The following is a 24,749-nucleotide window of genomic DNA, read 5'->3' on the forward strand; positions in this document are numbered from 1 at the left end:
TCGTGACGCCCGCGTGGTGCCGGCATCGTGTCTTCACTCGTTCTCGTCGACACCGTGGGTGTCGAACGTCGCGCGCCACTCGTCGACCGAGGTGAACGACGGCATGGCCTGCCGGTACCGCCGGCTCAGCGGCGCCCACTGGCTGCGCAGCTGCCGGTGCAGCCGCAGGCTGCGGACCAGGTAGGCGCGGAACTTCTTCGGGTCCCGGACGTACATCGAGGCGCCGGTGCCGTCGGCCGACGTGACGACCGCGGAGTCGAGGTGCGACAGGCGCCACCACCGGGCGGCGGAGGTCGAGACCCTCTCCTCGGGCACGTCGAGCGCCTCCGGGCGCACCGAGCGCAGCTGCTTGGCCATGCCGGTCAGTGCCGAGGCGACCGCGACCGGCCTCCCCGCGGGAGCCGACGGCACCCTGCCCCTGCGGGAGGGGCGGTGGCGCCTGGTGAGCGGGAAGGCGCCCGGGTCCTTCTCCACCACGGCATCGGGGAACTGCGCCCGCAGCGCCCGCACCTCGGGCAGCGTGGAGCCGATCGTCGCGTGCAGGTGCTCGGGACCGCGGAGCAGGTCCTCCAGGGCCCGCAGGCGCAGCTCGACGGCCGAGTACTGCAGCTGCAGCAGGTGCTTGACGTCGCCGACGAAGCTCGCCCGCGGCAGCTCGCCACCGCCGCGGTACGGCGAGTGCAGCATGGCCGCGAGCCACCGGTTGCGCTGGTGGTAGTAGGCCTGCCAGTCGATCGCGTCGTCCTTGTCGACCCACGGCACGTGCCACACCGCCGCCCCGGGCAGGGAGACCGTCGGGATGCCCTTGTCGGTGGCGCGCAGGCTGTACTCGGCGTCGTCCCACTTGATGAACACGGGCAGCGACAGGCCCACCGTGCGCAGGGCCTCGACCGGGATCAGCGACATCCACCAGCCGTTGTAGTCGACGTCCACACGCTGGTGCAGCCACGGCGTCGTGCGCAGGGGGTGCAGCGAGAAGTCGTGACGGTCGAAGGTGTTCTCGATCTTGCCCCACCAGAACGTGTAGCGGTTGACCCGCTCGCCGAAGGTGTGCAGGCACGACTTCTCGTACATCGAGAACATGTGACCGCCGACGATCGTGGGCGTCCGGGCGAAGTCGCCGAAGGCGACCGCGCGGGCGATGCCCTCGGGCTCCGAGACGACGTCGTCGTCGAGCAGCAGCACGTAGTCGGACTCGCCGGCCTGCAGCGTCTCCGCCATGCCGCGCGAGAACCCGCCCGAGCCCCCCAGATTGCCCTGCCGCACGAGCGACAGGCGTCCGCCGAGCCGGGCCGCGGCCTCGGCGAAGTCGGGCTGGTCCTGGACGAGCCTCGTCCCCTGGTCGACCACGTAGATCCGGTCGACCACGTCCTTGAGGACGTCGTCCGCGCCGAGCGCGTGCAGCTGCGCGACGCAGTAGTCGGGGCGGTTGAACGTGGTGATCGCGATGGAGGCCGTGCCGTGCTTGCGCGCGTGCGCCCCGTCGACGCTCCATTCCGCGGCCTCGAGGGTCACGGCGCCGTCGGAGGCGTACAGGTCGAACCAGTACCAGCCGCCGTCGCCGAAGGACGCGAGCGTCAGGTCGACGTCGACGACGCCGTCCACGCTGTGGATCAGTCGCACCCGCTGCGGGTTTCCCCGCGCGTTCGACTTGTACACCGCGACGGTCGCGGCGCCCGAGAGCCGGATGCTGAGCCGCACCTCGGCGACGTCGGTCCAGCGCCGCCAGTACCCGGCGGGGAACGCGCCGAAGTACGTGCCGAACGACGCCTCGCGGCCGTGGTCGAGACGCAGCGACCGGCGACCCAGGACCTCGGCTCCTGCCTCGGCGGGGGCGACGTCCGGGTGCGCCTCCTCGGCCGCACGCGCCATCGTGAAGTCCACGTACAGCGGGAGCGTGTCCGGATCGGCGTCCGGCGGCAGCACCACCTGGTGCACGACGCGGCGTGACACCGCGGCCTCCGCGGCCGCCTCGAGCTCTTCCACGAGAGTCATGCCGCACCCCCGAACACCGCGCCGAGCTTGTTGTCGACCATGGAGAGGGCGGAACCGATCGCCATGTGCATGTCGAGATATTGGTAAGTACCCAGCCGACCGCCGAAGAACACGTCCTTCTCACCTTCCATGAGCTTGCGGTACAACTGCAGCCGATCGCGGTCGGCCCAGGTGTTGACCGGGTAGTACGGCTCGTCCCCGCGTTCGGCGAAGCGGGAGTATTCCCGCACGATCACGGTCTTCTCGCGCTGATAGTCACGTTCGGGGTGGAAATGGCGGAACTCGAGGATGCGCGTGTACGGCACGTCCAGGTCGGCGTAGTTCATGACCGGGGCGCCCTGGAAGTCGCCGACGGGCAGCACCTCCTGCTCGAAGTCCAGGGTGCGCCACGACAGCTCGCCCTCGGAGAACTCGAAGTAGCGGTCGACGGGGCCGGTGTAGACGACGGGCAGCTGTCCGACGGTCGCGGTCCTGTTGACCGGCTGCCCCTCGTCGAAGAAGTCGGTCTCGAGCCGGACCTCGATGCGCGGGTGGTCGGCCAGCCGCTCGAGCCAGGCGGTGTAGCCGTCCACCGGCAGTCCCTCGTACGTGTCGTTGAAGTAGCGGTTGTCGTACGTGTAGCGCACGGGGAGCCGCTTGATGATCGACGCGGGGAGGTCCGTGGGGTCGGTCTGCCACTGCTTGGCCGTGTAGTCGCGGATGAACGCCTCGTAGAGGGGCCGGCCGATGAGCGACACGCCCTGCTCGTCGAGGTTCTCGGGGTCCTTGCCGGAGAGCTCGCCCGCCTGCTCGGCGATGAGCTCCCGGGCCGCGTCCGGGCCGTGCGCCGACCGGAAGAACTGGTTGATCGTGCCCAGGTTGATCGGCATCGGGAACACCTCGCCCCGGTGCGTGGTGTACACGCGGTGCACGTAGCTGGTGAACGCCGTAAAGCGGTTCACGTACTCCCACACCCGCTCGTTCGAGGTGTGGAAAAGGTGCGCGCCGTACTGGTGGACCTCGATACCGGTCTCGGGCTCCGGCGCGCTGTACGCGTTGCCCCCGACGTGGTGGCGCCTGTCGATGACGAGAACGTTCGCGCCGTACTGCTCGGCGAGCCTCTCGGCGACGGTCAGGCCGAAGAACCCCGAGCCCACCACGACAACGTCCGTCATGCGACGACCTCCTCAAGAAGAACGACAGCGGTGCCGTGAACGTCCACGGCGGGAGCATGACCACCAGGCGCGTGCCGGGCTGGTCACGAGATTCGAGATTAGGGCCACCGGAGGCCGTCAAAGGCCCGAATTGAACGTTGTCTCCTGATGATCGGAAAGTGTTCATCCGGGCGTTACCCGGAGGTCAGGAAACTCCCGCGACGCCGACCCGGGGCACGTTCGGCGGGCTCCACGGGCCCGGGCGCTCTAACGTCACCTGGTGACGGTCGCAACGAGGCGACCGCACCTCTCGAAGGGGACACCATGAGCCTGCGCACCACCCATCGCGCGCGTCTGGTCGCCGTCGGCGCCGCCACGGCCCTCCTGATCGCGGGCGCCGGCAGCGCCGCCGTCGCCGCCGGCACCGCGGCCGAACCGCCGTCCACCCCGGTCCCGGTGGCCACCCCCGACGGCCAGACCTTCTCCTACGTCGTCAACGCCAAGCACGCGAACCCCGGCCAGACGCGTCTCGCGGAGCGGGCCGTCGAGGCGGCGGGCGGCGTCGTCGTCCAGTCGTGGCCGGAGATCGGCGTCGTGGTCGCGCACGCGGCGCGAGCGGGCTTCCGCGCCGACGTCGTCCGTCTCGCGCGCGGGCACGCCGTCGAGTCCGTCGGGGTCACCCGCACCGTCCCGGTGAGCGAGGGCACGCCCGCCGTCGCCGACGAGGTGCCGGGGGCCAAGGGCGGGCCCTGGAAGTCGAAGGTCACCAAGAAGCCCGGCGCGGGCGCGGAGGACGGCACCGGCACGACGGCGGTCCCGGACCCGGGCGAGGCCACCCAGTGGGACATGGCGATGATCAAGGCCGACCAGGCGATCGAGATCAACCCGGGCTCGCCGGACGTGCTGGTGGGTGTCCTCGACTCCGGCATCGACGTCACGCACCCCGACCTCGCGACGCAGGTCGACACGGCGGCGTCGGTGAACTGCACGGCGGCGGGACGCCCGGACACGTCGGCCACCGGCTGGCTGCCCACGACGTCCGACCACGGCACGCACGTGGCCGGGACGATCGCGGCGGCCGACAACGGGCTCGGGATCGTGGGCGTCGCGCCGGGCGTGAAGATGGCGTCGGTGAAGGTCGTCAACGACGACGGCTTCATCTACCCCGAGTACGCCGTCTGCGGCTTCGTCTGGGCGGGCCTGCACGGCGTGGACGTCACCAACAACTCCTACTACATCGACCCGTTCGAGTTCTGGTGCGACGACCAGCCCGACCAGGCGGCGGCGAAGGAGGCCGTGCGCCGCGCGATCGACTTCTCCACCGACCGGGGCGCCGTGCACGCCGCGGCGGCCGGCAACTCGTCCACCGACCTGGCGAACAACACCCGCGACACCGCGAGCCCCAACGACTCCACCCCCGTGGCCCGCACCATCAACTCGGGCTGCGAGGACATCCCCACCGAGGCGGACGGCGTCGTGACGGTCTCGTCGGTGACCAGCACGGGGGCGCTGAGCTCCTTCTCCAACCGCGGCCTCGGCAAGATCGACGTCGCGGCGCCCGGCAGCGCCATCGTCTCGACCGAGCTGAACGGCACGTGGGACACCAAGAGCGGCACGTCCATGGCGTCGCCGCACGTCGCGGGCGTGCTCGCGCTCATGAAGTCCGCGCACCCGGGCTGGACGCCGGCCCAGCTCGAGCAGGCCGTGCGCGACCAGGCGGACGACCGTCCCTGCGGGACGACGGCCGTCGGGCCGGCGTGCGTCGGGACGCCGCAGGAGAACTCGTTCTTCGGCGACGGGATGGTCGACGCGCTCGACGCGGTGACGCTCGGCTGATCGATCACGACGGATCACGACGGAACACGAAGGGAGCCGAGGGCGGCCCGCAGCCTGCTGCGGGCCGCCTCGGCCGTTGCCCGGGGGATTCACCCGGTGGGGCCGGGTGAAAAATGCGCTGACCTGGGCCGATACGCGATCGGCGCCCCCGCGGGTCCCCATACTGGCGTGCAGCACCGCCGGACCGCGCCCGCGCGACGAGGCGACCGGCCCCGAGCGGTCGTGGCCACGACGGCCGTGCTTCGTCTCGCGGCCGTTGCCTCGGCCGCCGATCCTCGGAGGATCCGTGGAACCTCTCCACCCGGCGCCGCGTCGACGTCGCGGTCGCGCGTCGGCGCTCGTCACGGCCCTGTCGCTGATCGTCGCGCCGCTCCTGGTCGCACCGCAGGCCTCGGCGGCCGTCGTCGCGACGGAGGCCACCGACGCACCGGCGGCGGCCCTGACGGACGTCGTCGCCCCGGCGGCGGACCAGCTCGTCGTCGACGGCACGCTGCAGGTCGGCGAGGACGTCGTGATCGACCCGCGGCCGGACCTGTGGGCGCCGGCCGGCGTCGAGCTCGCGTTCACCTACCGCTGGTTCGCCGGTGACGAGCTGGTCGCACAGGGCGCGGAGCCCACGCTGACGCTCGCGCCGGCGACGGTCGGCGACCCGGTCAGCGTCGAGGTGACCGGCACCGCCCCCGAGGGCGCCGTCGACGGCGCGGCGTCGGCCTCGGTCGTGGTCGCGGCAGACGGCGCGGTGGCCGAGGGCGAGCTCGTGGCCCGGGCCCCGACGATCAGCGGGACGGCGGCGTTCGGGCAGACCCTCACGGCGGACGCCGGGGCCTGGGAGCCGGCGGCCACCCTCACGTACCAGTGGTGGCGTGGGCACGACCCCGTCAGCGGGGCCACGACGCCGACCTACACCCTGACCGCCGCCGACCTGGGCAGGACGATCGCGGTCACGGTGTCGGGCGCCGCGGACGGCTACGCGTCCCGGACGCTGACGTCGGAGCGGACGGCCGCCGTCGTCGCGGCCGGCCTGTCCACGGGGACCCCGACGATCAGCGGCACCGTCCGGGTGGGCTCGAAGGTCACGGCCAAGCCGGGCACCTGGACCTCGAAGACCACGCTGAGCTACCAGTGGTACGCGTCCGGCACGAAGATCTCGGGCGCGACGGCGTCGACGTACACGCCGTCGTCGTCGCTGAAGGGCAGGACCCTGACCGTCAGGGTGACCGGCACGAAGTCCGGGTACACCACCGTGACGAGGACGAGCGCCGGCACGAAGGTCGCGCCGGGGGTGCTGTCGGCGCCGAGGCCGACCGTCAAGGGCACCGTCAAGGGGGGCAGCACCGTCTCCGTGTCGCGCGGGACGTGGAAGCCCGGGGCGACGACCTACCGCTACCAGTGGAAGATCAGCGGCCGGACCATCCCGGGCGCCACGCGCTCCACGTACACGATCCCGTCGAGGTACGCCGGCAGGACGCTCACCGTCAGCGTCACGGGCAGCCGCAGCGGCTACGCCACGCGCACGGTGACGAGCTCCGGCGCGAGCGTGCTGCGCGTCTACTCCAGGACCTCCGCGCCCCAGGTCTCCGGGACCGTCCGGGTCGGCTCCACGCTCAAGGTGAGCAGCAAGGGCACCTGGAGCCCCGCGCCGACGTCGTGGAAGTACCAGTGGAAGGCCGACGGCACCGCCATCAAGGGCGCCACCAGGTCGTCGTTCACGCTCACGTCCGCCCAGCACGGCAAGACGATCACCGTGACCGTCTCCGGCGTCCGCCGGGGCTACGCGACGTCGTCCCGGACCAGCGCCGCCACCGCCAAGGTGGCCTGGCCCGTGGGCGTCAGCAAGCCCCGGGTGACCGGGAACCCGGCGCAGCAGTGGGTGACGTCAGGGAAGACCGCGACGTTCACGGTCAAGGCCACCGGCGGCCGTCTGAGGTACCAGTGGCAGACGTCGTCGGACGGCAAGAAGTGGACCGACCTGTCGGGGAAGACCTCGGCGACCCTGAAGCTCTCGACCCGATCCTTCCGCGACGGGTCGCGCGTCCGGGCCGTCGTGAAGAACGTCGCCGGCACGGCCACGAGCAAGTCGGCGTGGCTCTGGGTCGACTCCACGCGCAGCGACCCGTACAGGCCGAACGTGGCGTTCTCGACGCTGGACTGGTCCGCGATCATCGGTTCGAGCGCTTCGACGACATGGGCGGGCTCGTCGAAGCTCGTGCAGGCGCCGATGGCCGTCTGCTACTACGGGGACGGCAGCGCGCTGCCGTGGCTCGACCTCGGCATCGAGTACGTGGGCAGCAACGGCGTCGTCTACGACGAGGGCGACGAGTTCTTCGACGACGACATCTGGGGGACGTCGGAGCTGTACAACGGCGGTTGCACGTCGTTCACGGCCTATGCCCTCGTCCCGTCCGGTGCGGTCAGCGGTGGGACGTGGCGCCTGACCGACTCGTCAGGGTATGAGGACTACATCCAGTGGGTCGACGGCGTCTGACGCCGTCCGCAGGCGAGGGCGCGGTCCGTGCTGCACGGACCGCGCCCTCGTCCCTGTCCCGGGTCAGCGGCCTGCCGCGTAGCCCTGCGCCCCGCGGGGGTTGGCGGCCGCGCCGAGCACGCCGGTGGCGGGGTCGCGCGTGACGGCGCTGAGCCGCCCGAGCGCCCAGTCGCCGGCGAGCGTGAGCTCGTGGCCGCGCTCGACCAGCCCGGCGAGGACGGTGGCGCCGAGCCTGTCCTCGACGACGGCGCCGCCGGGCGTCCAGGTGCGCGGCCAGAACGAGCCGGGCGCGGACGTCGTGTGCAGGGCGGGGGCGTCGATCGCCTCCTGGGGCGTGTACCCGCCCACCAGGACGCGCAGCAGGAACGCGAGCTGCCACTGGTCCTGCTGGTCGCCGCCCGGCGACCCGCACGCGAGCACGGGCGACCCGTCACGCAGCACGAGCGTCGGGGTGAGGGTGGTGCGCGGCCGGCGGCCGGGCGTCAGGGCGGACGGCGACGCCTCGTCCAGCCACGTCATCTGGAGCCGGGTGCCCAGGGCGAACCCGAGTCCCGGCACCGCGGGGGAGGACTGCAGCCAGCCGCCCGACGGCGTCGCGCTGATCATGTTGCCCCATCGGTCCACGACGTCGAGGTGGCAGGTGTCGCCGCGGGTCGCGCCCGTGGCATCGGTCTCGAGGCCGTCGCCGTTCAGGGGCGCGGTCGCCCCGACCACGACGGTCGGCTCGCCGACGCCGGCGGCGGGGCCGCCGGCCGGGGCCCCGGGCAGGGCGGCCGCGGGGACGTCCGTGGCGTACGACGTGCGCAGGGGCGGCGCCGCCGGGGTGTCACGGCCGGGCACGGAGCCGGGACGCACCTCGTGGGACGCGCGGTCGCCGATCAGCGCGCGGCGGGCGGCCGCGTACTCGGCGGACAGCAGGACGTCGAGCGGCACGGCGTCGCCCTCTGCGGCGTCCAGGTCGCCGAACCAGGTGTCGCGGTCGGCGAGCGCGAGCTTCAGCGCCTCGAGCACGGTGTGCGCGCCGAGCTCGGTCGACGGGTCGAGGCGCGCGTCGTCGAAGCCGTCGAGGATGCGCAGCGCCTCCAGCAGCGCGGGGCCCTGCCCCCAGGCGCCGGTCTTGGCCACCGTGTGCCCGCGGAAGTCGACCGTCACGGCGTCCTCGAACGACGCCTCGAACCCGGCGACGTCCGCCGCGGTGAGCACGCCCGCGTGGTCGCGGCCGTCGGCGTGCCGGTGCGGCGTGCGCACGAACTCCTCGACCGCCTCGCCGACGACGGCCTTCCACGTGGCGCGTGCGGCGTCGACCGCGCCGGCCCGGTCGGCGCCGCGGTCGGCGGCGTCGGTCTCCGCGGCCACGAGGCGCTCGAGGACCGCGGCCAGCTCGGGGTTGGTGACGAGCTCGCCGGGCTCCGGCGCGCGCCCGCGCGGCAGCCAGCGTTCCGCGGACGTGGGCCAGGACGTGCGGAACAGCTCCGCGACGCCCTCGACCGTGCGGCACACCGCGGCCAGCACCGGGTGGCCGTCGCGGGCGTACCCGATGGCGGGGGCGAGGGCGTCCGCCACGGTCCACGTGCCGTGGTCGCGCAGCAGCAGGAGCCACGCGTCGACGGCGCCCGGCACGGCGGCCGCCAGCGCGCCCGAGCCGGGCACGAGGTCCAGGCCCTCGACGTCGCGGTAGTGCGCGATCGTCGCCGCGGCCGGCGCCGGGCCCTGCCCCATCAGCACCCGGGGGCGCCCGGGGGCGTCCGCGGTCGCGAGGATCGCCGTCATGTCCCCGCCGGGGCCGTTGAGGTGCGGCTCGACGACGTGCAGCACGAACGCCCCCGCGACGGCGGCGTCGAAGGCGGTGCCGCCCCGCTCCAGCACCGACTGGGCGCTCGCGCTCGCCAGCCAGTGCGTGGAGGCGGCCATCCCGAACGTGCCGCGCAGGTCCGGGCGCGTGGGGTGGGGAGGCGGGGGAGTGAACGTCATCGAGGATCCTCCGTGGTGTGTCCGACGGCGGCGACGAGGAGCGTGAGCACCGCGCTCACGCCCACGCCCCACGCCAGGTGGGCCTGCAGCAGCAGGGCGCCGGCGGCCGCGCCGGCGCAGATGAGGGCGATCGCGGCGACGCGCCGCCCGGAGTGGGTGCCGTGGCCGCCGGCGAGCCGGGAGTCGGCGGCCAGGCCGGTGATGGTCGACGTCACGACGACCGTGGTGACGTCCTTGACCGACAGATGACGCGCCGTCGCCGCCTGCGTGCCCATCGCGAGGGCCAGCAGCCCGGTCACGACGAGTTGCACGGCGTGCGGCAGGTCGTCGCCCGACACGGCGAGCAGCACCGTGATCGCGGCGAGCAGCGCCCCGACGGTCGCGAACATCCCCGTGGTGCGGGCCGTCCACCCGACCTGCACCGGGCGCAGCGCCACGCCCGCGACCGCCGCGCCGGCCATGAACGTGCCCAGCGCGAGCAGCGGGCCGACCACGGGCAGGTCGTCGCCGCCGGCCAGCGCCATCCCGAGGATGACGACGTTGCCCGTCATGTTGCCGGTGAACACCCGGTCGAGGCCGAGATAGCCGACGGCGTCGGCGATCCCGGTGGAGAACGTCAGGGCGAGCATGAGGGCGAGATGGAGGCGGTCGCGGTCACGACGGAGCGGTCCGAGGAGCGAGGGCACCAGGTCACCGTAGCGACCGGCCCCGGGTGGATGCCCGGGGCGCTGGACAGTTCCAGATGACACCGGGGTGGATCCGTGCCTAATCTGCCCTGTTGGTCACAGCATGATAAAGATCACGGGGGTTTTGCCAGGGCCGCGTACAGAGCCGTGCCGGAGATGGCCTAACGTCGTGAACAGTGTGTGGCCGCGTCGTGCCGGCGTACGAAGCCGTGACGACGCCGCCACCGCCCGGCAGACGAGCGTCGCCGTCGCGCCGGGCAGGCCATGTCCCCGACCCCGGGAGAGTTGTGTCAGCCATCCAGGCAAATGGTTTGACGAAGATCTTCGGACGCCGCCCGCAGCGCGGCGTCCGCATGTTGGAAGAGGGCGCCGATCGCGCCAAGCTGCGCAAGGAAGGTCTCACCGCCGCGGTCATCGACGCCACGTTCGACGTCGAGCCCGGCGAGATCTTCGTCGTCATGGGACTGTCGGGATCCGGCAAGTCCACCCTGATCCGCACGGTGAACGGGCTCCTCGAGCCCACCGCCGGATCCATCAGCATCGACGGGCAGGACGTCACGCACCTGTCCAAGGCCGGCCTCCGCGAGGTCCGCCGCACCAAGGTGAGCATGGTGTTCCAGCACTTCGCGCTGCTGCCGCACCGCACCGTCGGCGAGAACGCCGCCTACCCGCTTCAGCTGCGGGGCGTGAACAAGGCCGAGCGCGAGCAGCGCGCCGAGGAGGCCCTGGGCATGGTCGGCCTGGCCGGCTGGGGCGGCTCGCTGCCGTCCGAGCTGTCCGGCGGCATGCGCCAGCGCGTCGGCCTGGCCCGCGCGCTCGCCGCGGGCACCGACGTCCTGCTCATGGACGAGGCGTTCAGCGCCCTGGACCCGCTGATCCGCAAGGAGATGCAGGACCAGCTGCTGGAGCTCCAGTCCGAGCTCGGCAAGACCATCCTGTTCATCACCCACGACCTCAACGAGGCCATGCGCCTCGGCGACCGCATCGCCATGATGCGCGACGGCCGCATCGTGCAGGTCGGCACCGCCGAGCAGATCCTCAACGAGCCGGCCAACGACTACGTCGCGCAGTTCGTCGCGGACGTCGACCGCAGCCGCGTGCTCACCGCGTCCGCGGTGATGGAGCGCCCCGCCGCGGTCATCGGCGTCGAGTCCGGGCCCAAGGCCGCGCACAAGCTGCTGCGCGAGCACCAGGTCCCCGCGCTGATCGTCACGGGCCGCAACCGTCGCCTCGAGGGCGTCGTCTGGGAGGACGACGTCGCGAACGCCGTCAAGCAGGGCGCCGACAAGCTCCCGCTGAGCGACGAGGGCGCCATCCGCGTGACCCCCGACACCCCGCTCATCGAGATCCTCGGCGACGCCGCGTCGAGCCGTGCGCCGCTGGCCGTCGTCGACGAGAACGGCCGGCTCCTGGGCGTGATCCCCCGCGTGACGCTGCTGAGCGCGCTGTCGATGCCCGACGGCGAGAACGGCGCGACGGGCGACGAGCCCGCCGCCCCTGCCGCTGCCCCGGGCGGCGACGGCGACACCGTCCTCGACCCCGCGGGAGCGAACCGATGACCATCCCCAACCTGCACCTGGGCGACTACGTCGCGGACGGCGTCGACTGGATCAAGGAGAACCTCGAGCCGCTGCTCGACGGCATCAGCACGGGCCTGTCGACCCTCGTCGACGGGATCTCCGACCTGCTCCTCGCGCCGACGCCGCTCGTGGTCGTCGTCGTGTTCGCGCTGCTCGCGCTGCTCGTCCGCTCGTGGGCGTTCGCGGCGTTCACCGTCGTCGGCATGCTCCTCATCGTGAGCATGGAGATGTGGGAGCCCGCGATGGAGACCCTCGCGCTGGTCCTCGTCGCCGCGCTGATCGCCCTGATCATCGCCGTCCCGCTCGGTATCCTCGCGGCCCGCAGCAGCGGGTTCAGCACGGTGGTCCGGCCGATCCTGGACTTCATGCAGACCATGCCGGCCTTCGTCTACCTGGTGCCGGTCGTGATCTTCTTCGGCATCGGCGTGGCGCCCGGCGTCTGCGCGACCATCGTCTTCGCCCTGCCCCCCGGCGTGCGCCTCACCGAGCTGGCGATCCGCCAGGTGGACCGCGAGACCGTCGAGGCCGGCGAGTCCTTCGGCGGCACGAGCGGCCAGATCCTGCGAGGCATCCAGCTGCCGCTGGGCCTGCCGACGATCATGGCCGGCGTCAACCAGGTCATCATGCTCGCGCTGTCGATGGCGGTCGTCGCCGGCCTCGTCGGGGCCGGGGGTCTCGGCCAGGAGGTCGTCGGCGCGATCTCGCAGCTCGACGTCGCCCTGGGCTTCGAGGGCGGCCTGTCGGTCGTCATCATCGCCATCTACCTGGACCGTCTCACCGGCGCGATCGGGCAGCAGAACAGCCGGTCGCTCCTCGCCGTGCTGCGCCGTCGCCGGCGCGTCGCGCCCGCCGCCTGAGCGTGTCCGGTCCCGACGCACGGGACCGCACTCTTCGAACGTCGGCGCGCGGCGTCGACAGGAAAGGAAGTACAACCATGAGCACCCACCGCATGAGCCCTCGCCTCCGGCGCGGCACCGCCCTCGCGGCGGTCGCCACCCTCGGCCTGACGCTGGCCGCCTGCAGCAGCGACGACGGCGGCAGCGAGGGCGGCGACAAGGAGGTGACCCTCGGCTACGTCCCAGGCTGGCCCGACGGGCTCACCATGGCGAACCTCCTCGAGCACCAGCTCACGGCCGCCGGCTACGACGTCGAGCTCGAGGAGCTGAACGACGTCGGCGTGCTGTACACGGCGGTCGCCGACGGCGACGTCGACATGTACCCGTCCGCCTGGTCGGGCCTCCACGAGAGCTACATGGAGAAGTACGAGGGCAAGCTCGAGAACCTCGGCGACTTCTACGACGGCGGGACGACGTACCTCGGCGTGCCCGAGTACACCGACGTGGACTCCATCGAGGACCTGGCCGACAACGTCGACAAGTTCGGCGGCACGATCACGGGCATCGAGGCGAGCGCCGGCGTGATGGACGACACCGAGGAGGTCATCGAGGCCTACGGGCTGGAGGACGCGGGCTACACGCTCAAGCCGTCCGGCACGCCGGCGATGCTCGCGGCCCTCGACGACGCGATCAAGAGCAAGGAGGACATCCTCGTCACGATGTGGACCCCGTTCTGGCCGAACGCGGTCTACCCGCTGAAGCAGCTCGAGGACCCCAAGGGCGCGTTCGACATCGAGAACAACCTGCAGTTCCAGGCCACCGCAGGGTTCGGCGACGAGCAGCCCGAGGTCGCCGAGTGGCTCGGCAAGATCAAGCTGGACGACGAGCAGTACTCCTCGCTGGAGAAGGCCGTGGCCCAGGACAACGCCGACGACCCGCAGGCCGGCGTCGAGGCGTGGCTCGAGGAGAACCCGGACGTCGTCCCGGCGTTCGAGGGCTGACCTCCGCAGCACCGATCGACATCACCGATCGACATCACCGATCGACCCGAGACGCCCGCCCGGTCCGCACCGGGTGGGCGTCTCGGCGTTCGGAACGCTTGCCCGGGGCGCGGGCACCGGCGCTAGGTTGACCACTGTCCCCTTCATTGCCCACCGCGCCGCATCATCGACGAGGAGAGCGCACGGATGAGAAGGACCGGAACGGCAGGCGTCGTCCTGCTCGCCCTGACGGTCGCCGGGAGCGTGTCGGCCTGCACCGACGACGACGCCGGTGCGGCGACCCTCGCCGAGCTGCAGGCCTCCGCGAGCGCCGGCCCCGGCCTCGACCCGGAGGAGCAGGCCGAGCAGAAGGCGATCGACGACGCCACGGGCGTGCTCGACGACTTCCGCGCGCTGGAGGCCGAGGTGGCGAACGACGGGTACGGAGGGTGGACCCGGCTGACCATGGACTACTGGGGCGGTGAGCTGGCGGAGGCCTACGCCCCCTGGTACCGGGACATGGCGGAGAAGGGCTGGTACACCACGGGTGCGGCCGAGATGGTCGACTCGGAGGTGACGGGCTACACCGCGCGGGACGCCGGGTACGAGAAGATCGAGTTCACCACCTGCCTGGACACGTCGGGGCTGCGCATGCACGAGAAGGACGGCACCGAGGTCCCGTTGCCGAACGACACCGCCGAGCGGTACGTCAACGTGTACGAGCTCGAGCACCAGGGCAAGGACGGGGCGTGGCGGGTGACGGACTCCACCGGGCAGATGGAGCGGTCGTGCTGACCCTCCGGCGGGTCGTGACGCTCGCGCTCGCGTTCGTGCTGGCCTGGGGCGCCGTGGCGGGGGCCGGGCTCCCGGCGCAGGCCGCGCCGTCGGACTGCAGGTCGCCGGGCGGGATCAGCATGGGGTGCGACGACGAGGTCCCGGCCGATCCCGGGGACCCGCCCGACGGCCCCGGCGGCGGGGGCAGCGGCAGCGAGCGGCAGTGCAAGGTGCCCGGAGGGTACGGGCTGCCCGAGTACGTCGTCGACTGCAGGACCGACGCCGGCACCTGGAACGCCTCCCGCCTGTGCTACGAGAAGCTCGTGAGCCCGCAGCCGCCCACGAGCGACCCGGTGTGGGACGGCAACGACGAGGGCTACATCGTGACCTGCTCGCCGTCGGAGGAGTGGTGCAACGAGGTGGCCATTCCCGGCGGCACCGGCCCCGCGGCGTGCCTCACGACGACCGACGGCTGGCAGGAGAACCCGCCGGGTGCGCCGCCGGCCGACCCGGCCGCGATAGCCCGGCGGGCGTTCGCCGCGTTGCCCCTCACGGCGATCGACATCGGCATCGTGCCCGAGGACGGACCGGGACGGGTCGGCCTGGTCGGCATGCCCACGTGGATGTGGGCGCGGAGCCCGACGGCGAACCAGGTCGGGCCGCGCGAGACGTCGGCCACGGACCAGGGCCTGACGGTCAGTCTGGACGCCCGGGTCGACCGCGTCGTGTGGGACATGGGCGACGGCACCACCGTGACGTGCGACGGACCCGGGACGCCCTACCAGGACTCCTACGGCAAGAAGGAGTCGCCCGACTGCGGGCACACGTACACGCGGCAGGGCGAGTACCAGGTGACCGCCACGACCTACTGGGTCGCGGACTGGACGGGTGGTGACCAGTCCGGGCAGCTCACCGACGACTTCACGTCGCCGGCGACGACGATCACGGTGGGGGAGCTGCAGGTCCTGACCCGGTGACCGCCCGGGCGGGTGAAGTCGGCCACGGTGGGACCGGTTCGCCGGCGTCCTCGGGGATACTTGTCCGGCGACGCCGGCGCACCGCCTGGGGAGGGGGCGCGTCCGCGGGTCGAATCGCGGACCCCCGCCCCGGGAACGGGGCCCCCGACCTGGAGAACTCTGTGAAGTCAACCCTGCCTGCGCGCCGCCATGGCCGTCTCGTCGCCCTCGTCACCGCCGTGACGCTGCTGGCGGCCCCGCTCGCCGTCGTCCCCGCGGCCCTGTCCGCGCCGTCGGCATCGGCGGCGACCGCCACGTCCGTGACGATCAAGAAGATCGGCACCAAGACCGCGCCCTACGCGAAGAAGGCGACGGTCAAGCCGATCGTCGTCGCCCAGGGCAAGGTCTCGGTGAAGTCCAAGACGCTCACGGTGAAGAAGTCCGGCAAGACGATCGCCAAGAACAAGAAGTCCGTGCGGCTGAAGGCCGGCACCTACAAGGTGACGACGCGGGTCACCTACAGGACCTACCGGCTGACCTCGGCGCACACGAAGGTCTGGTCGGCGACGAAGGCCAAGACCAGGACGCAGACGCTCGTCGTCAAGCAGGGCAAGAAGCCGTCGCAGACGTCGCCCGTCAGCAAGTACGACTGCCCGAGCTGGGCGCCGATCAAGGGCAACCAGTCGGGGATCTACCACGTCCCCGGCGGGCGGTACTACAAGCAGACCACCCCGGAGAAGTGCTTCACCACCGAGTCCGCCGCGCGCAAGGCGGGCTACCGCGCGTCGAAGAACGGCTGACCGAGGCCGTCGTCGCACCACGACCGCTCCGGACGGGGCCGGCACCCCCGCGGGTGCCGGCCTCGCTGCGTCCGGGACGGCCCGCGGTCTACCCTGGGTGCTGGCCCGCTCCGTCGACGGCCGACGGCAGGCCACGCGCAGACGGGAGCCCCCAGCGCACACGGCTCATACCGCAGACCCCAGGAGGGCGACCATGTCCACGACCGCTGAGGCACCCGGCACGACGGGCTTCGACGAGGCTCCCGGCCGCTACAAGGTGCGCTCGCTCGCGCTGGCGGAGGCCGGCCGGCACCAGATCCGGCTCGCCGAGCACGAGATGCCCGGCCTCATGGCGCTGCGCGCCGAGTACGGCGAGTCGCAGCCGCTGGCGGGTGCCCGCATCGCCGGCTCCCTGCACATGACGGTCCAGACCGCCGTCCTCATCGAGACGCTCGTCGCGCTCGGCGCCGAGGTGCGCTGGGCCAGCTGCAACATCTTCAGCACGCAGGACGAGGCGGCCGCGGCGATCGTCGTCGGCCCGCACGGGACCCCCGAGGACCCGCAGGGCGTCCCGGTCTTCGCGTGGAAGGGCGAGAGCCTCGAGGAGTACTGGGACTGCACCGAGCAGATCCTCGTGTGGCCCGGCGCGGAGAACGGCCAGGGCGGCCCCAACCTCATCCTCGACGACGGCGGCGACGCCACGATGCTGGTGCACCTGGGCCTGCAGTACGAGCGCGCCGGCGTGGTGCCGCCCGACACGCTGCCGGGCGAGCCGGACCACACGCACGAGATGAACGTCGTGCGCGGCGTGCTGCGCCGGGCGCTCGACTCCGACCCGCTGCGCTGGACGACGGTCGCGCAGAGCATCGGCGGCGTCACCGAGGAGACGACGACGGGCGTGCACCGGCTCTACCACCTCGCCGAGGCGGGGGAGCTGATCTTCCCGGCGATCAACGTCAACGACTCGGTCACCAAGTCGAAGTTCGACAACAAGTACGGCATCCGCCACTCGCTGCCGGACGGCATCAACCGCGCCACCGACATCCTCATCGGCGGCAAGGTCGCGTTCGTGTGCGGCTACGGCGACGTCGGCAAGGGCGCGGCGGAGGCGTTCCGCGGCCAGGGGGCCCGCGTCATCGTGTCCGAGGTGGACCCGATCTGCGCCTTGCAGGCCGCGATGGACGGCTTCCAGGTGGCGCGCCTGGAGGACGCGATCGGCGAGGCCGACTTCGTCATCACCACCACGGGCAACAAGGACGTGGTGCGCGTCGAGCACATGCTCGGGCTCAAGGACAAGGCCGTCGTCGGCAACATCGGGCACTTCGACAACGAGATCGACATGGCCGGTCTCGCGGCCGTCCCGGGCGTCGTCAAGACGGAGATCAAGCCGCAGGTGCACGAGTGGACGCTGCCGGCCGGCGACGGCCGCGCCGAGCGGTCGATCATCGTGCTGTCCGAGGGGCGCCTGCTCAACCTGGGCAACGCGACCGGGCACCCGTCGTTCGTCATGTCGAACTCGTTCGCCAACCAGGTGATCGGCCAGCTGGAGCTGTTCGCCGACATGGCCCGCCCGGCCGAGGAGCGGCAGTACGAGCGCCAGGTGTACCGCCTGCCCAAGGTGCTCGACGAGAAGGTCGCGCGCCTGCACCTCGACGCCCTCGGCGTGCGGCTCACCGAGCTGAGCAAGGAGCAGGCCGAGTACCTCGGCGTGCCGGTGGAGGGCCCGTACAAGCCGGAGCACTACCGCTACTGACGGCCCGTCGCCCTGCGCACGGGGGACAGCCCCCGTGCGCAGGGTGGCACGCCGGATGTCGGCTCGGCGACCGGGGCGGCAGCCTGGAAGCATGACCAGCATGACGTCCACCGACGGCCCGGTGCCGCCGCCCGCGAACCCGCCGACCTCGCCGTCGTCCACGCAGCCCGCAGAGCGTCCGGCGGCGTCCCCGCGGGCGACGACGGACGGGGCGCCGCCGTTCCTCCTCGCCCCGTTCGACGGCCGGACCTGGCGTGCCTACGGCTTCCTGTGGCTCTCCCTGCTGCTGGCGCCGTTCGCGTTCACGTACGCGATCTTCACCGTCTCGTTCATGGCGGGGGTGGCGGTCACCGTCGTGGGCCTGTTCGTCGCCGGCGGCGTGCTGCTCGGCGCGCGCGGCTGGGGCTCGACGTACCGCCGGATGGCGGTCCGCTACCTGGGCGTCGAGATCGCCGAGCCGGCGCCCCGCACCCCGCGCAAGGGCTTCTGGCGGCGCCTGGGCGGGATGCTCGGCGACGCGACCGCGTGGCGGGCGCTGCTGTACATGGCGGTGACGTTCCCGCTGGCGATCGCGTCGTTCGTCGTGAGCACGGTGTTCCTCGCCGTGGCGCTCGGCGGGATGACCCACTGGTTCTGGTCGCGCTGGCTGCCGCTGCAGCAGGCGGGCGACGGCACGATGCACCGCGGCGCCTCCTTCGGCACGGACTGGTTCGTCGACACCCCGGCCCGCCAGCTCCTGCTCGTCGCGGTCGGCGTGATCCTGCTGTACCTGTGGCCGCAGGTGCAGTCGATGTTCGTCGGCCTCTTCCGGCTCCTGGCGGAGGGCCTGCTCAGCCCCACGCGCGCCAGCCTGCGCGTGGCGTACGCCGAGCGGGCCCGCGCCGTCACCGTCGAGGACGCCGACGAGCGCCTGCGCCGCATCGAGCGCGACCTGCACGACGGCACCCAGGCGCACCTCGTCGCCGTCGCCATGCAGATCGGCGAGGCGCGCGAGCTGCTGCGCGACGGCACCGACGGCGTCGACACGGCGGAGCTCGCCGCCGTCCTGGAGACCGCCCACTCGAGCACGAAGGACACGCTCGCCGAGCTGCGCGAGCTCGCCCGCGGCATCCGTCCGCCCGCGCTGGACGCCGGCCTCGCCGTCGCCCTCGAGACGCTCGCCGCGCGGGCCGCGCTGCCGGTGCGGGTGCACGCCGTCGGGCTGGACGGCGCGGACCTCCCGCCCAGCGTCACCGCCATCTCCTACTTCGCGGTCGCGGAGCTGGTCGCCAACGCGACGAAGCACGCCCGGGCGACCGGGGTCGACGTCGTGGCGGGCGTGGAGCCGATCGCGGACGCCGCGACCGGGGCGGCCGTGCGTGCGCTCGTGCTGCGCGTGCACGACGACGGCGTGGGCGGCGCGGCGGTGCGCGCGCCCGACGCCTCCGGCAGGGGCAGCGGCCTCGCGGGGCTCACGGACCGGTTGTCGGGGGTCGACGGGACGCTCCGGGTGGTCAGCCCGGCGGGAGGGCCTACGGTGATCACCGTGACGATCCCGCTGCCCGCCCCCGGGTCCCGCCGATGACGCCCGGCGCGCCGACCGGCCCGAGCCCGCTGCGCGTCGTGGTCGCGGAGGACTCCGCCATCCTGCGCGACGGGCTCGTCGCCCTCCTGTCGCGCCGTGGGCACGACGTCGTCGCGGCGGTGCCGGACGGCGACGCCCTCGTCCGCGAGGTCACGACCCTTGCAGCCGCCGATGCGCTGCCCGACGTGCTCGTCGCCGACATCCGCATGCCGCCGTCGCACACCGACGAGGGGCTGCGCGCGGCCGAGGCGCTGCGCGCCGCGCACCCCGGCCTGCCGGTGCTGGTGTTCTCCCAGTGGGTCGAGACGCGCTACGCGTCCCGGCTGCTCGAGGGCGACCCGCGCGGCGTCGGCTACCTGCTGAAGGACCGCGTCGCCGACGTCGGGGACTTCGTCGCCGCCCTCGGCCGGGTCGCGGCGGGGGAGACGGTGCTCGACCCGGAGGTGGTGCGGCAGCTCATGGGCGCGCACCGCTCGCCGGAGGACGGCGTCGGCCGCCTGACGCCGCGCGAGAAGGAGGTCCTGGAGCTCATGGCGCAGGGCCGCTCCAACGGCGCCATCGCCGAGCAGCTGTACCTGTCGTACGGGGCGGTGGAGAAGAACGTGGCCGCCATCTTCACCAAGCTCGACCTGCCGCAGGACTCCGCCGACCACCGGCGCGTGCGCGCCGTCCTGCGCTACCTGGGCGTCGACGCCTGACCCCCGACCTGTCAGAGCCTGCGCGTGGTATGTCCGGCGCGCCTCCTGACAGGTCGACGGGGGATGTCCCCCGGACCGGCACGGGGGAGACGGCGGGCGGCGAGGGGGCCAGGCCCATGTCGGACGACGTCGCAGGTCACGAGGCTGGAAGGGTCCTCGTCGCCCAGCCTCAGGAGCCATCGTGGCCGTCCTCGACGCCCCCGCACCACCGGTCCCGACCGCACCGCTCGCACGACCCCGTCCTGTCGCCCCGGCGGCACGGCCGCGGCGGGCGCGGGACCCGTTCGTCGACGTCGTCCGGGCGCTCGGCACCCTCGGGGTGGTGCTGCTGCACTGGCTGATGGCGGAGGCCACGTGGGACGGGCGGACGCTCCTCGTCGGCAACGCGCTCGGCCACGGCGCCGGCTGGCTCGTCACCTGGCTGCAGCCCTTGGCCCTGCTGTTCTTCGCGGCCGGCGCCTCCGCCGGGTACCAGCGCTCCGCCACGACCGTCGGGGGTCGCGGCTGGGGCGGGACCGTCCTCGCCCGGCTGCGGGCGACGGCCCGGCCCGTCGGGGCGTTCGTCGGCGCGTGGGCGCTCGCGGTCGCCGCGCTCCTCGCCGTCGGGGTGCCCGACGACGCGGTGTGGCGGATGGCGCGGATGGCGCCGCAGCTGCTGTGGTTCCTCGGGGTGTGGGTGGTGCTCATGGCGCTCACCCCTCTGCTCCGCGCGGCCTGGCAGCGCTGGCGGTGGGGCGCCCTCGTCGTCGCCGTGGCGCTGCCGCTGACCCTCGACGCGCTGCGGTTCGGGCTCCCCGGCGAGCTCACCGGTGGGCTGGCCTGGGCCAACGTGCTGCTCGCGTGGGCCGCGCCGTTCCTGGCCGGGATCGCCTACGCCGCCGAGCGCAGCGCCCCGCGCCGGCCGGTGCCCGACCCGGCCGCCGGACCGCTGACCCGTCGCGGTGTCCGGCTGGCCCTGGCCGCCGGCGCCCTCGCGGCCGTCGCCGCGACGGTCGTGCTCGTGGCGGCGGGGCCGTACCCGCTCAGCCTCGTCGGGATGCCAGGGGACGAGATCTCCAACCTCGGCCCGCCCACGGCGCCCGTCGTCGCGCACGCCGTCGCGCAGGTCTGCCTGGTGCTCCTGTTCCGCGCCGCGCTCGTGCGGCGCGCCGCGACCGGGGCGGGCGCGCGGGCCGTCGGCGCGCTGGCCCGCCGGTCGATGACCGTCTACCTGTGGCACCTCACCGCGATGTTCGCCGTCGTCGGGGTCGCGCTCCTCGGGCTCGGGCAGGAGCTGCCGGTCGCGTGGGGCGCGGACTGGTGGGCGTCCCGCCCGGTGTGGTTCGCGGCGTACCTGCTGGTGCTGCTCGGCCTGGTGCGCGTCTTCGGCCGCTTCGAGGACCGCCGCCGGGACGCCGTGAGCGGGCGGGGTCAGCGGGGCGGGTCGGGGACGGCGTAGGGCAGGCGGTGCAGGGTGGCGGCGCGGGCCTCGGCCCGCTCCTGCTCGGCCGTCCCGCGCTCCAGCTCCCGCTCGCGGCGCTCGTGCAGGACGGCGTGCAGGAACGCCTCGGGCGGCGTACCGGGCGGCGGACCGGGGGCGACGAACGGCTCGACGCGCCCGGCGAGGTCGTCGGCGAGGCCCGCGCGCGACGCCGGCGCGAGGCGGGGCGCGCGGTCGAGGAGCTGCCGGGCCGCGAGGGCGAGCCCGTCGGGCAGCCGCCGGATGTCGGCCGTGCGGGCCCAGGCGGCCAGCTCCGGCGGCATGGCGAGCGGGACGGTGCGGGCGCGCCCGCCCCGCACGCGGATGACGTAGGTGCCGGCCAGCAGGTCGCCGAGCCGCTTGCCGCGGGAGTTGGACAGCGACGCGACCAGCGCCACGCTGCCGACCGTCAGCCACAGCTCGCCGATGCCCACCAGCGCCCGCACGAAGGCATGGCGGAAGCGCACCGGGCCGCCGTCGTCGCGCACCACGCGCAGGCCGGTGATCAGCTTGCCCAGCGAGCGGCCACGGCTCAGCGTCTCGACCGTCGTCGGCACCACGACCATCACGAGCACCGCCACCACGACGCCGGCCACCCGGGCCCACTGCTCGTCGATCGACACGTCCTGCAGGGCGACCACGATCAGCAGCGCGATCCCGACGATCGCGAGCGCCGCGAGGTCGAGCAGCGCCGCGAGCGCGCGGCTGACGAACGACGCCGGCCGCGCGTCGAGCACCACGCCCTCGCCGATGACGATCCCGTCGTGGATCCCGACTGACATGTGCATCCCCCGCTCGTGCGACGTCTCCCGTGTGGAAGGCTAGCGGCCGTGGACCTCGACGCCTTCACCGCCGTGCACAGCCCGCAGTGGGAGCGCCTGCGCGTCCTCACCCGCAAGCGGCGGCTCGACGGCGCGGAGGCCGACGAGCTGGTGCGGCTCTACCAGGCGGTCGCGACGCATCTGTCCACGGTGCGGTCGGCCGCGCCCGACCCCGTGCTCGTCACCCGGCTCTCGGACCTCCTGAGCCGCGCCCGGGTGCGCGTCACGGGCACGCACGAGCCGGCCTGGGCCGACGTCGTCCGGTTCGTGGCGGTGACGGTGCCCGCGGCGCTGTACCGGGTGCGCTGGTGGACGCTCGGCGTCGTCGTGGTGTGCCTCGCGCTCGCCGTGGTCGCCGGGTACCGCGTCGCCACGGACCCGGACGTGCTGGCGCAGATGGGCACGCCCGCCGAGCGCGAGGCGTACGTGAACGAGGCGTTCGCGTCGTACTACGACCCGGGGGCGTCCTTCGCCGCCATGGTCTGGACGAACAACGCGTGGATCGCCGCGCAGTGCGTGGGCCTCGGCATCACCGGGGTCTGGCCGGCCTTCGTGCTGGTCCAGAACGCGGTGGGGGTGGGCGCCACCGGCGGCATGATGGCGGCCTACGACGAGCTGGACGTCTTCCTGCAGCTCATCGCGCCGCACGGGCTGCTCGAGCTCACCGCGGTGTTCGTCGCCGGCGCCGCGGGCCTCAAGCTCTTCTGGACGGCCGTGTCGCCCGGCCCGCGGCCGCGCACCGTCGCGCTGGCGCAGGAGGGTCGTGCGCTCGTCACCGTCGCGATCGGGCTCGCGGGCGCGCTCGCGGTGTCCGGGCTGATCGAGGGGTACGTGACGGGCTCGACGTTGCCCTGGTGGCTCAAGATCGTCATCGGCGCGATCGCGCTCGCGGGTTTCTGGGTCTACGTCGTCGTGCTGGGCCGCCGTGCCACGGCGGCCGGGCTCACCGGCGACCTGGACGCCGACCGCGCCGGCGAGGTCGTGCCCACGGTCGGCTGACGGCCGCCCGCCCGGCACCGGTCGGGTCAGAGCCGGCCGGCGGCCTTGAGCGCGAGGTAGGTGTCGGCGAGCCGGGGCGCGAGGTCGTCCGGGAGCGCCTCGACGACCTCGGCGCCGTGCTGGCGCAGCACGGCCTGGACGGCGGCACGCTCGAGGTCGGCGCGCGCGGCCGCGGCGGCGTCGTAGACCGCGGCTACGGACGACCGGTCGGAGCGCAGCCGGGCGGCGTCCGCGTCGGCGACGGCGGCGACGACCACCTGGTGGGTGCCGGAGAGCCGGTCGATCACCGGCAGCAGACCCGTCTCGACGGCCGCCGGGTCGAGCGACGTCAGCAGCACGACGAGCGAGCGCTGCGAGACCCGCTGGCGCACCTGCCCGACGAGGCCGGGCCAGTCGGTCTCCAGCAGGGCGGGCTCGACGGTCGACAGGGACTCCGCCAGCGCGGGCAGCAGCCGCGGGCCCGACGCGCCCGCGACCCGCGCGCGCAGCGCCCGGTCGTACGCCAGCACCTGGACGCGGTCGCCGGCGCGGTCGGCGAGCGCACCGAGCAGCAGGGCAGCCTCGATGCCGGCCTCCAGCCGGGTGCCGCCGAGCGACGACGGCGCGTCGGCGGCGCCCTCGGGCGCCTGCTCGGTGTCGCTCGCGGCGGCGGTGCCGATCCGCGCGGCGGACGTGCGGCCGGTGTCGAGCACGATCACCACGCGCCGGTCGCGCTCGGGCCGCCACGTGCGTACGACGACGTCGCCGCGACGGGCGGTGGCGCGCCAGTCGATCGAGCGCACGTCGTCGCCCACCACGTACTCGCGCAGCGAGTCGAACTCGGTGCCCTCGCCACGCACCTGCACGGCGGCCCGCCCGTCCATCTCGCGCAGCCGCGCGAGCCGCGACGGCAGGTGCCTCCGGCTGGCGAACTCGGGGAGCACGCGCAGCCGGGCCGGCACCGGGATCGACGCCTGGCGGGCGGCGACGCGCAGTGGCCCGTACGAACGGACCGTCACGGGCCCGGCGACGCGGTCGCCGCGCCGGGTCGGCCGCAGCGGGGTGCGCACGCGCGCGGACTCGCCGGGCGGCAGGTCGACGTCGTGCCGTGCGGAGCGGGCCACCAGCGGCTCGCCGGCCCCCGCGCCGTCCGTGCGCACGCTCGCGTCCGGCACGAGCGACGGCGGCCAGGCGTCGCGCACGACGGCGCGCAGCCGGCGCCGTGCGGTGTTGGTGACCACCAGCTCCGAGCGGGCCGTGGTGCCCAGCCGCACCGAGCGGGGCGTCCGGCGCTGGAGCGCGACCGCGCGCGGGGACGCGGCGAGGGCGACGTCGACGGCGCACACGGCCGCCACGACCAGCCCCCACACCACGACCGTCCCCGGCACGGGGAACAGGACCACCGGGATCACCCCGAGCGCCGCCAGCACGACGGCGCGCCACGTCAGCGCCATGTCCGGGTGCC

The 24,749-nt window shown here is 73.6% G+C and carries 19 protein-coding genes; 13 read left to right on the plus strand and 6 right to left on the minus strand.

Annotated elements, in window-relative coordinates; genetic code table 11:
• Window positions 1-33: 33 nt before the first annotated feature.
• Together ACFQ8E_RS02445 and glf are read right to left on the minus strand one after the other, a co-directional pair.
• Complete coding sequence (locus ACFQ8E_RS02445) at window positions 34-1,995, minus strand: glycosyltransferase (protein ID WP_430548969.1); 1,962 nt, start codon at window positions 1,993-1,995, stop codon at window positions 34-36.
• Complete coding sequence (gene glf / locus ACFQ8E_RS02450; RefSeq protein ID WP_430548970.1) at window positions 1,992-3,149, minus strand: UDP-galactopyranose mutase; 1,158 nt, start codon at window positions 3,147-3,149, stop codon at window positions 1,992-1,994. The genes ACFQ8E_RS02445 and glf overlap by 4 nt, the downstream gene beginning before the upstream one ends.
• Before the next feature lie 303 nt (window positions 3,150-3,452).
• Between glf and ACFQ8E_RS02455 the strand changes: the two genes are divergently transcribed.
• Window positions 3,453-4,964, plus strand: coding sequence for a S8 family serine peptidase (locus ACFQ8E_RS02455; protein ID WP_430548971.1), 1,512 nt, complete (start codon window positions 3,453-3,455; stop codon window positions 4,962-4,964).
• Between the two features lie 286 nt (window positions 4,965-5,250).
• Window positions 5,251-7,449: a hypothetical protein gene (locus tag ACFQ8E_RS02460; RefSeq protein WP_430548972.1), complete on the plus strand. Its 2,199-nt coding sequence runs from the start codon at window positions 5,251-5,253 to the stop codon at window positions 7,447-7,449.
• Between the two features lie 63 nt (window positions 7,450-7,512).
• On the opposite strand, the gene ACFQ8E_RS02465 is transcribed toward ACFQ8E_RS02460, so the two are convergent.
• Together ACFQ8E_RS02465 and ACFQ8E_RS02470 are read right to left on the minus strand one after the other, a co-directional pair.
• Entirely contained in the window at window positions 7,513-9,420 is a 1,908-nt protein-coding gene (locus ACFQ8E_RS02465) for a gamma-glutamyltransferase family protein (RefSeq protein ID WP_430548973.1), read from the minus strand.
• The gene (locus tag ACFQ8E_RS02470) at window positions 9,417-10,106 is read right to left on the minus strand and encodes a DUF1275 family protein (protein ID WP_430548974.1); all 690 of its coding nucleotides are present in this window, start codon (window positions 10,104-10,106) and stop codon (window positions 9,417-9,419) included. The genes ACFQ8E_RS02465 and ACFQ8E_RS02470 overlap by 4 nt, the downstream gene beginning before the upstream one ends.
• 287 nt (window positions 10,107-10,393) lie before the next feature.
• Here ACFQ8E_RS02470 and ACFQ8E_RS02475 point away from each other — a divergent pair, with 287 nt between their 5' ends.
• The 10 genes from ACFQ8E_RS02475 (at window position 10,394) to ACFQ8E_RS02520 (ending at window position 21,464) form a co-directional block, all read left to right on the plus strand.
• On the plus strand, window positions 10,394-11,665 hold the full coding sequence (locus ACFQ8E_RS02475; RefSeq protein WP_430548975.1) for a glycine betaine/L-proline ABC transporter ATP-binding protein: 1,272 nt from the start codon (window positions 10,394-10,396) through the stop codon (window positions 11,663-11,665).
• On the plus strand, window positions 11,662-12,543 hold the full coding sequence (locus ACFQ8E_RS02480) for an ABC transporter permease (protein WP_430548976.1): 882 nt from the start codon (window positions 11,662-11,664) through the stop codon (window positions 12,541-12,543). The genes ACFQ8E_RS02475 and ACFQ8E_RS02480 overlap by 4 nt, the downstream gene beginning before the upstream one ends.
• A gap of 77 nt (window positions 12,544-12,620) precedes the next feature.
• The gene (locus ACFQ8E_RS02485) at window positions 12,621-13,523 is read left to right on the plus strand and encodes a glycine betaine ABC transporter substrate-binding protein (RefSeq protein WP_430548977.1); all 903 of its coding nucleotides are present in this window, start codon (window positions 12,621-12,623) and stop codon (window positions 13,521-13,523) included.
• Window positions 13,524-13,709: 186 nt separating this feature from the next.
• Window positions 13,710-14,297 (plus strand): hypothetical protein, encoded by a 588-nt coding sequence (locus ACFQ8E_RS02490; protein WP_430548978.1) that lies wholly within the window; start codon window positions 13,710-13,712, stop codon window positions 14,295-14,297.
• Complete coding sequence (locus tag ACFQ8E_RS02495) at window positions 14,291-15,253, plus strand: hypothetical protein (RefSeq protein ID WP_430548979.1); 963 nt, start codon at window positions 14,291-14,293, stop codon at window positions 15,251-15,253. Before ACFQ8E_RS02490 ends, ACFQ8E_RS02495 begins: the two co-directional genes overlap by 7 nt.
• Before the next feature lie 161 nt (window positions 15,254-15,414).
• A complete protein-coding gene (locus ACFQ8E_RS02500) occupies window positions 15,415-16,032 on the plus strand; it encodes a hypothetical protein (protein WP_430548980.1) in 618 nt (205 codons plus the stop codon).
• Between the two features lie 193 nt (window positions 16,033-16,225).
• Window positions 16,226-17,764, plus strand: coding sequence for an adenosylhomocysteinase (ahcY, locus tag ACFQ8E_RS02505; RefSeq protein ID WP_430548981.1), 1,539 nt, complete (start codon window positions 16,226-16,228; stop codon window positions 17,762-17,764).
• 91 nt (window positions 17,765-17,855) lie between these two features.
• Window positions 17,856-19,328: a sensor histidine kinase gene (locus ACFQ8E_RS02510; protein ID WP_430548982.1), complete on the plus strand. Its 1,473-nt coding sequence runs from the start codon at window positions 17,856-17,858 to the stop codon at window positions 19,326-19,328.
• A gap of 29 nt (window positions 19,329-19,357) precedes the next feature.
• A complete protein-coding gene (locus tag ACFQ8E_RS02515; protein ID WP_430549038.1) occupies window positions 19,358-20,026 on the plus strand; it encodes a response regulator transcription factor in 669 nt (222 codons plus the stop codon).
• Window positions 20,027-20,207: 181 nt separating this feature from the next.
• Window positions 20,208-21,464 (plus strand): acyltransferase family protein, encoded by a 1,257-nt coding sequence (locus ACFQ8E_RS02520; protein ID WP_430548983.1) that lies wholly within the window; start codon window positions 20,208-20,210, stop codon window positions 21,462-21,464.
• Here ACFQ8E_RS02520 and ACFQ8E_RS02525 read toward each other — a convergent pair.
• Window positions 21,437-22,273, minus strand: a complete 837-nt coding sequence (locus ACFQ8E_RS02525; RefSeq protein WP_430548984.1) for an RDD family protein — start codon at window positions 22,271-22,273, stop codon at window positions 21,437-21,439. The two genes, ACFQ8E_RS02520 and ACFQ8E_RS02525, sit on opposite strands and share 28 nt — an antisense overlap.
• A gap of 42 nt (window positions 22,274-22,315) precedes the next feature.
• Between ACFQ8E_RS02525 and ACFQ8E_RS02530 the strand changes: the two genes are divergently transcribed.
• On the plus strand, window positions 22,316-23,305 hold the full coding sequence (locus tag ACFQ8E_RS02530) for a stage II sporulation protein M (RefSeq protein ID WP_430548985.1): 990 nt from the start codon (window positions 22,316-22,318) through the stop codon (window positions 23,303-23,305).
• Between the two features lie 26 nt (window positions 23,306-23,331).
• On the opposite strand, the gene ACFQ8E_RS02535 is transcribed toward ACFQ8E_RS02530, so the two are convergent.
• Entirely contained in the window at window positions 23,332-24,738 is a 1,407-nt protein-coding gene (locus tag ACFQ8E_RS02535) for a DUF58 domain-containing protein (protein WP_430548986.1), read from the minus strand.
• Between the last annotated feature and the right edge of the window lie 11 nt (window positions 24,739-24,749).

Origin of the sequence: Isoptericola sp. NPDC056573, from assembly GCF_042793335.1 — a bacterium.
Taxonomy (GTDB): domain Bacteria; phylum Actinomycetota; class Actinomycetes; order Actinomycetales; family Cellulomonadaceae; genus Isoptericola.

Bases quoted from the DNA above. Each gene is read 5' to 3' on its own strand.
- ACFQ8E_RS02445 (WP_430548969.1), bottom strand. From the start codon at position 1,995: ATGACTCTCGTGGAAGAGCTCGAGGCGGCCGCGGAGGCCGCGGTGTCA.
- glf (WP_430548970.1), bottom strand. From the start codon at position 3,149: ATGACGGACGTTGTCGTGGTGGGCTCGGGGTTCTTCGGCCTGACCGTC.
- ACFQ8E_RS02455 (WP_430548971.1), top strand. From the start codon at position 3,453: ATGAGCCTGCGCACCACCCATCGCGCGCGTCTGGTCGCCGTCGGCGCC.
- ACFQ8E_RS02465 (WP_430548973.1), bottom strand. From the start codon at position 9,420: ATGACGTTCACTCCCCCGCCTCCCCACCCCACGCGCCCGGACCTGCGC.
- ACFQ8E_RS02480 (WP_430548976.1), top strand. From the start codon at position 11,662: ATGACCATCCCCAACCTGCACCTGGGCGACTACGTCGCGGACGGCGTC.
- ACFQ8E_RS02485 (WP_430548977.1), top strand. From the start codon at position 12,621: ATGAGCACCCACCGCATGAGCCCTCGCCTCCGGCGCGGCACCGCCCTC.
- ACFQ8E_RS02490 (WP_430548978.1), top strand. From the start codon at position 13,710: ATGAGAAGGACCGGAACGGCAGGCGTCGTCCTGCTCGCCCTGACGGTC.
- ahcY (WP_430548981.1), top strand. From the start codon at position 16,226: ATGTCCACGACCGCTGAGGCACCCGGCACGACGGGCTTCGACGAGGCT.
- ACFQ8E_RS02510 (WP_430548982.1), top strand. From the start codon at position 17,856: ATGACCAGCATGACGTCCACCGACGGCCCGGTGCCGCCGCCCGCGAAC.
- ACFQ8E_RS02525 (WP_430548984.1), bottom strand. From the start codon at position 22,273: ATGCACATGTCAGTCGGGATCCACGACGGGATCGTCATCGGCGAGGGC.
- ACFQ8E_RS02535 (WP_430548986.1), bottom strand. From the start codon at position 24,738: ATGGCGCTGACGTGGCGCGCCGTCGTGCTGGCGGCGCTCGGGGTGATC.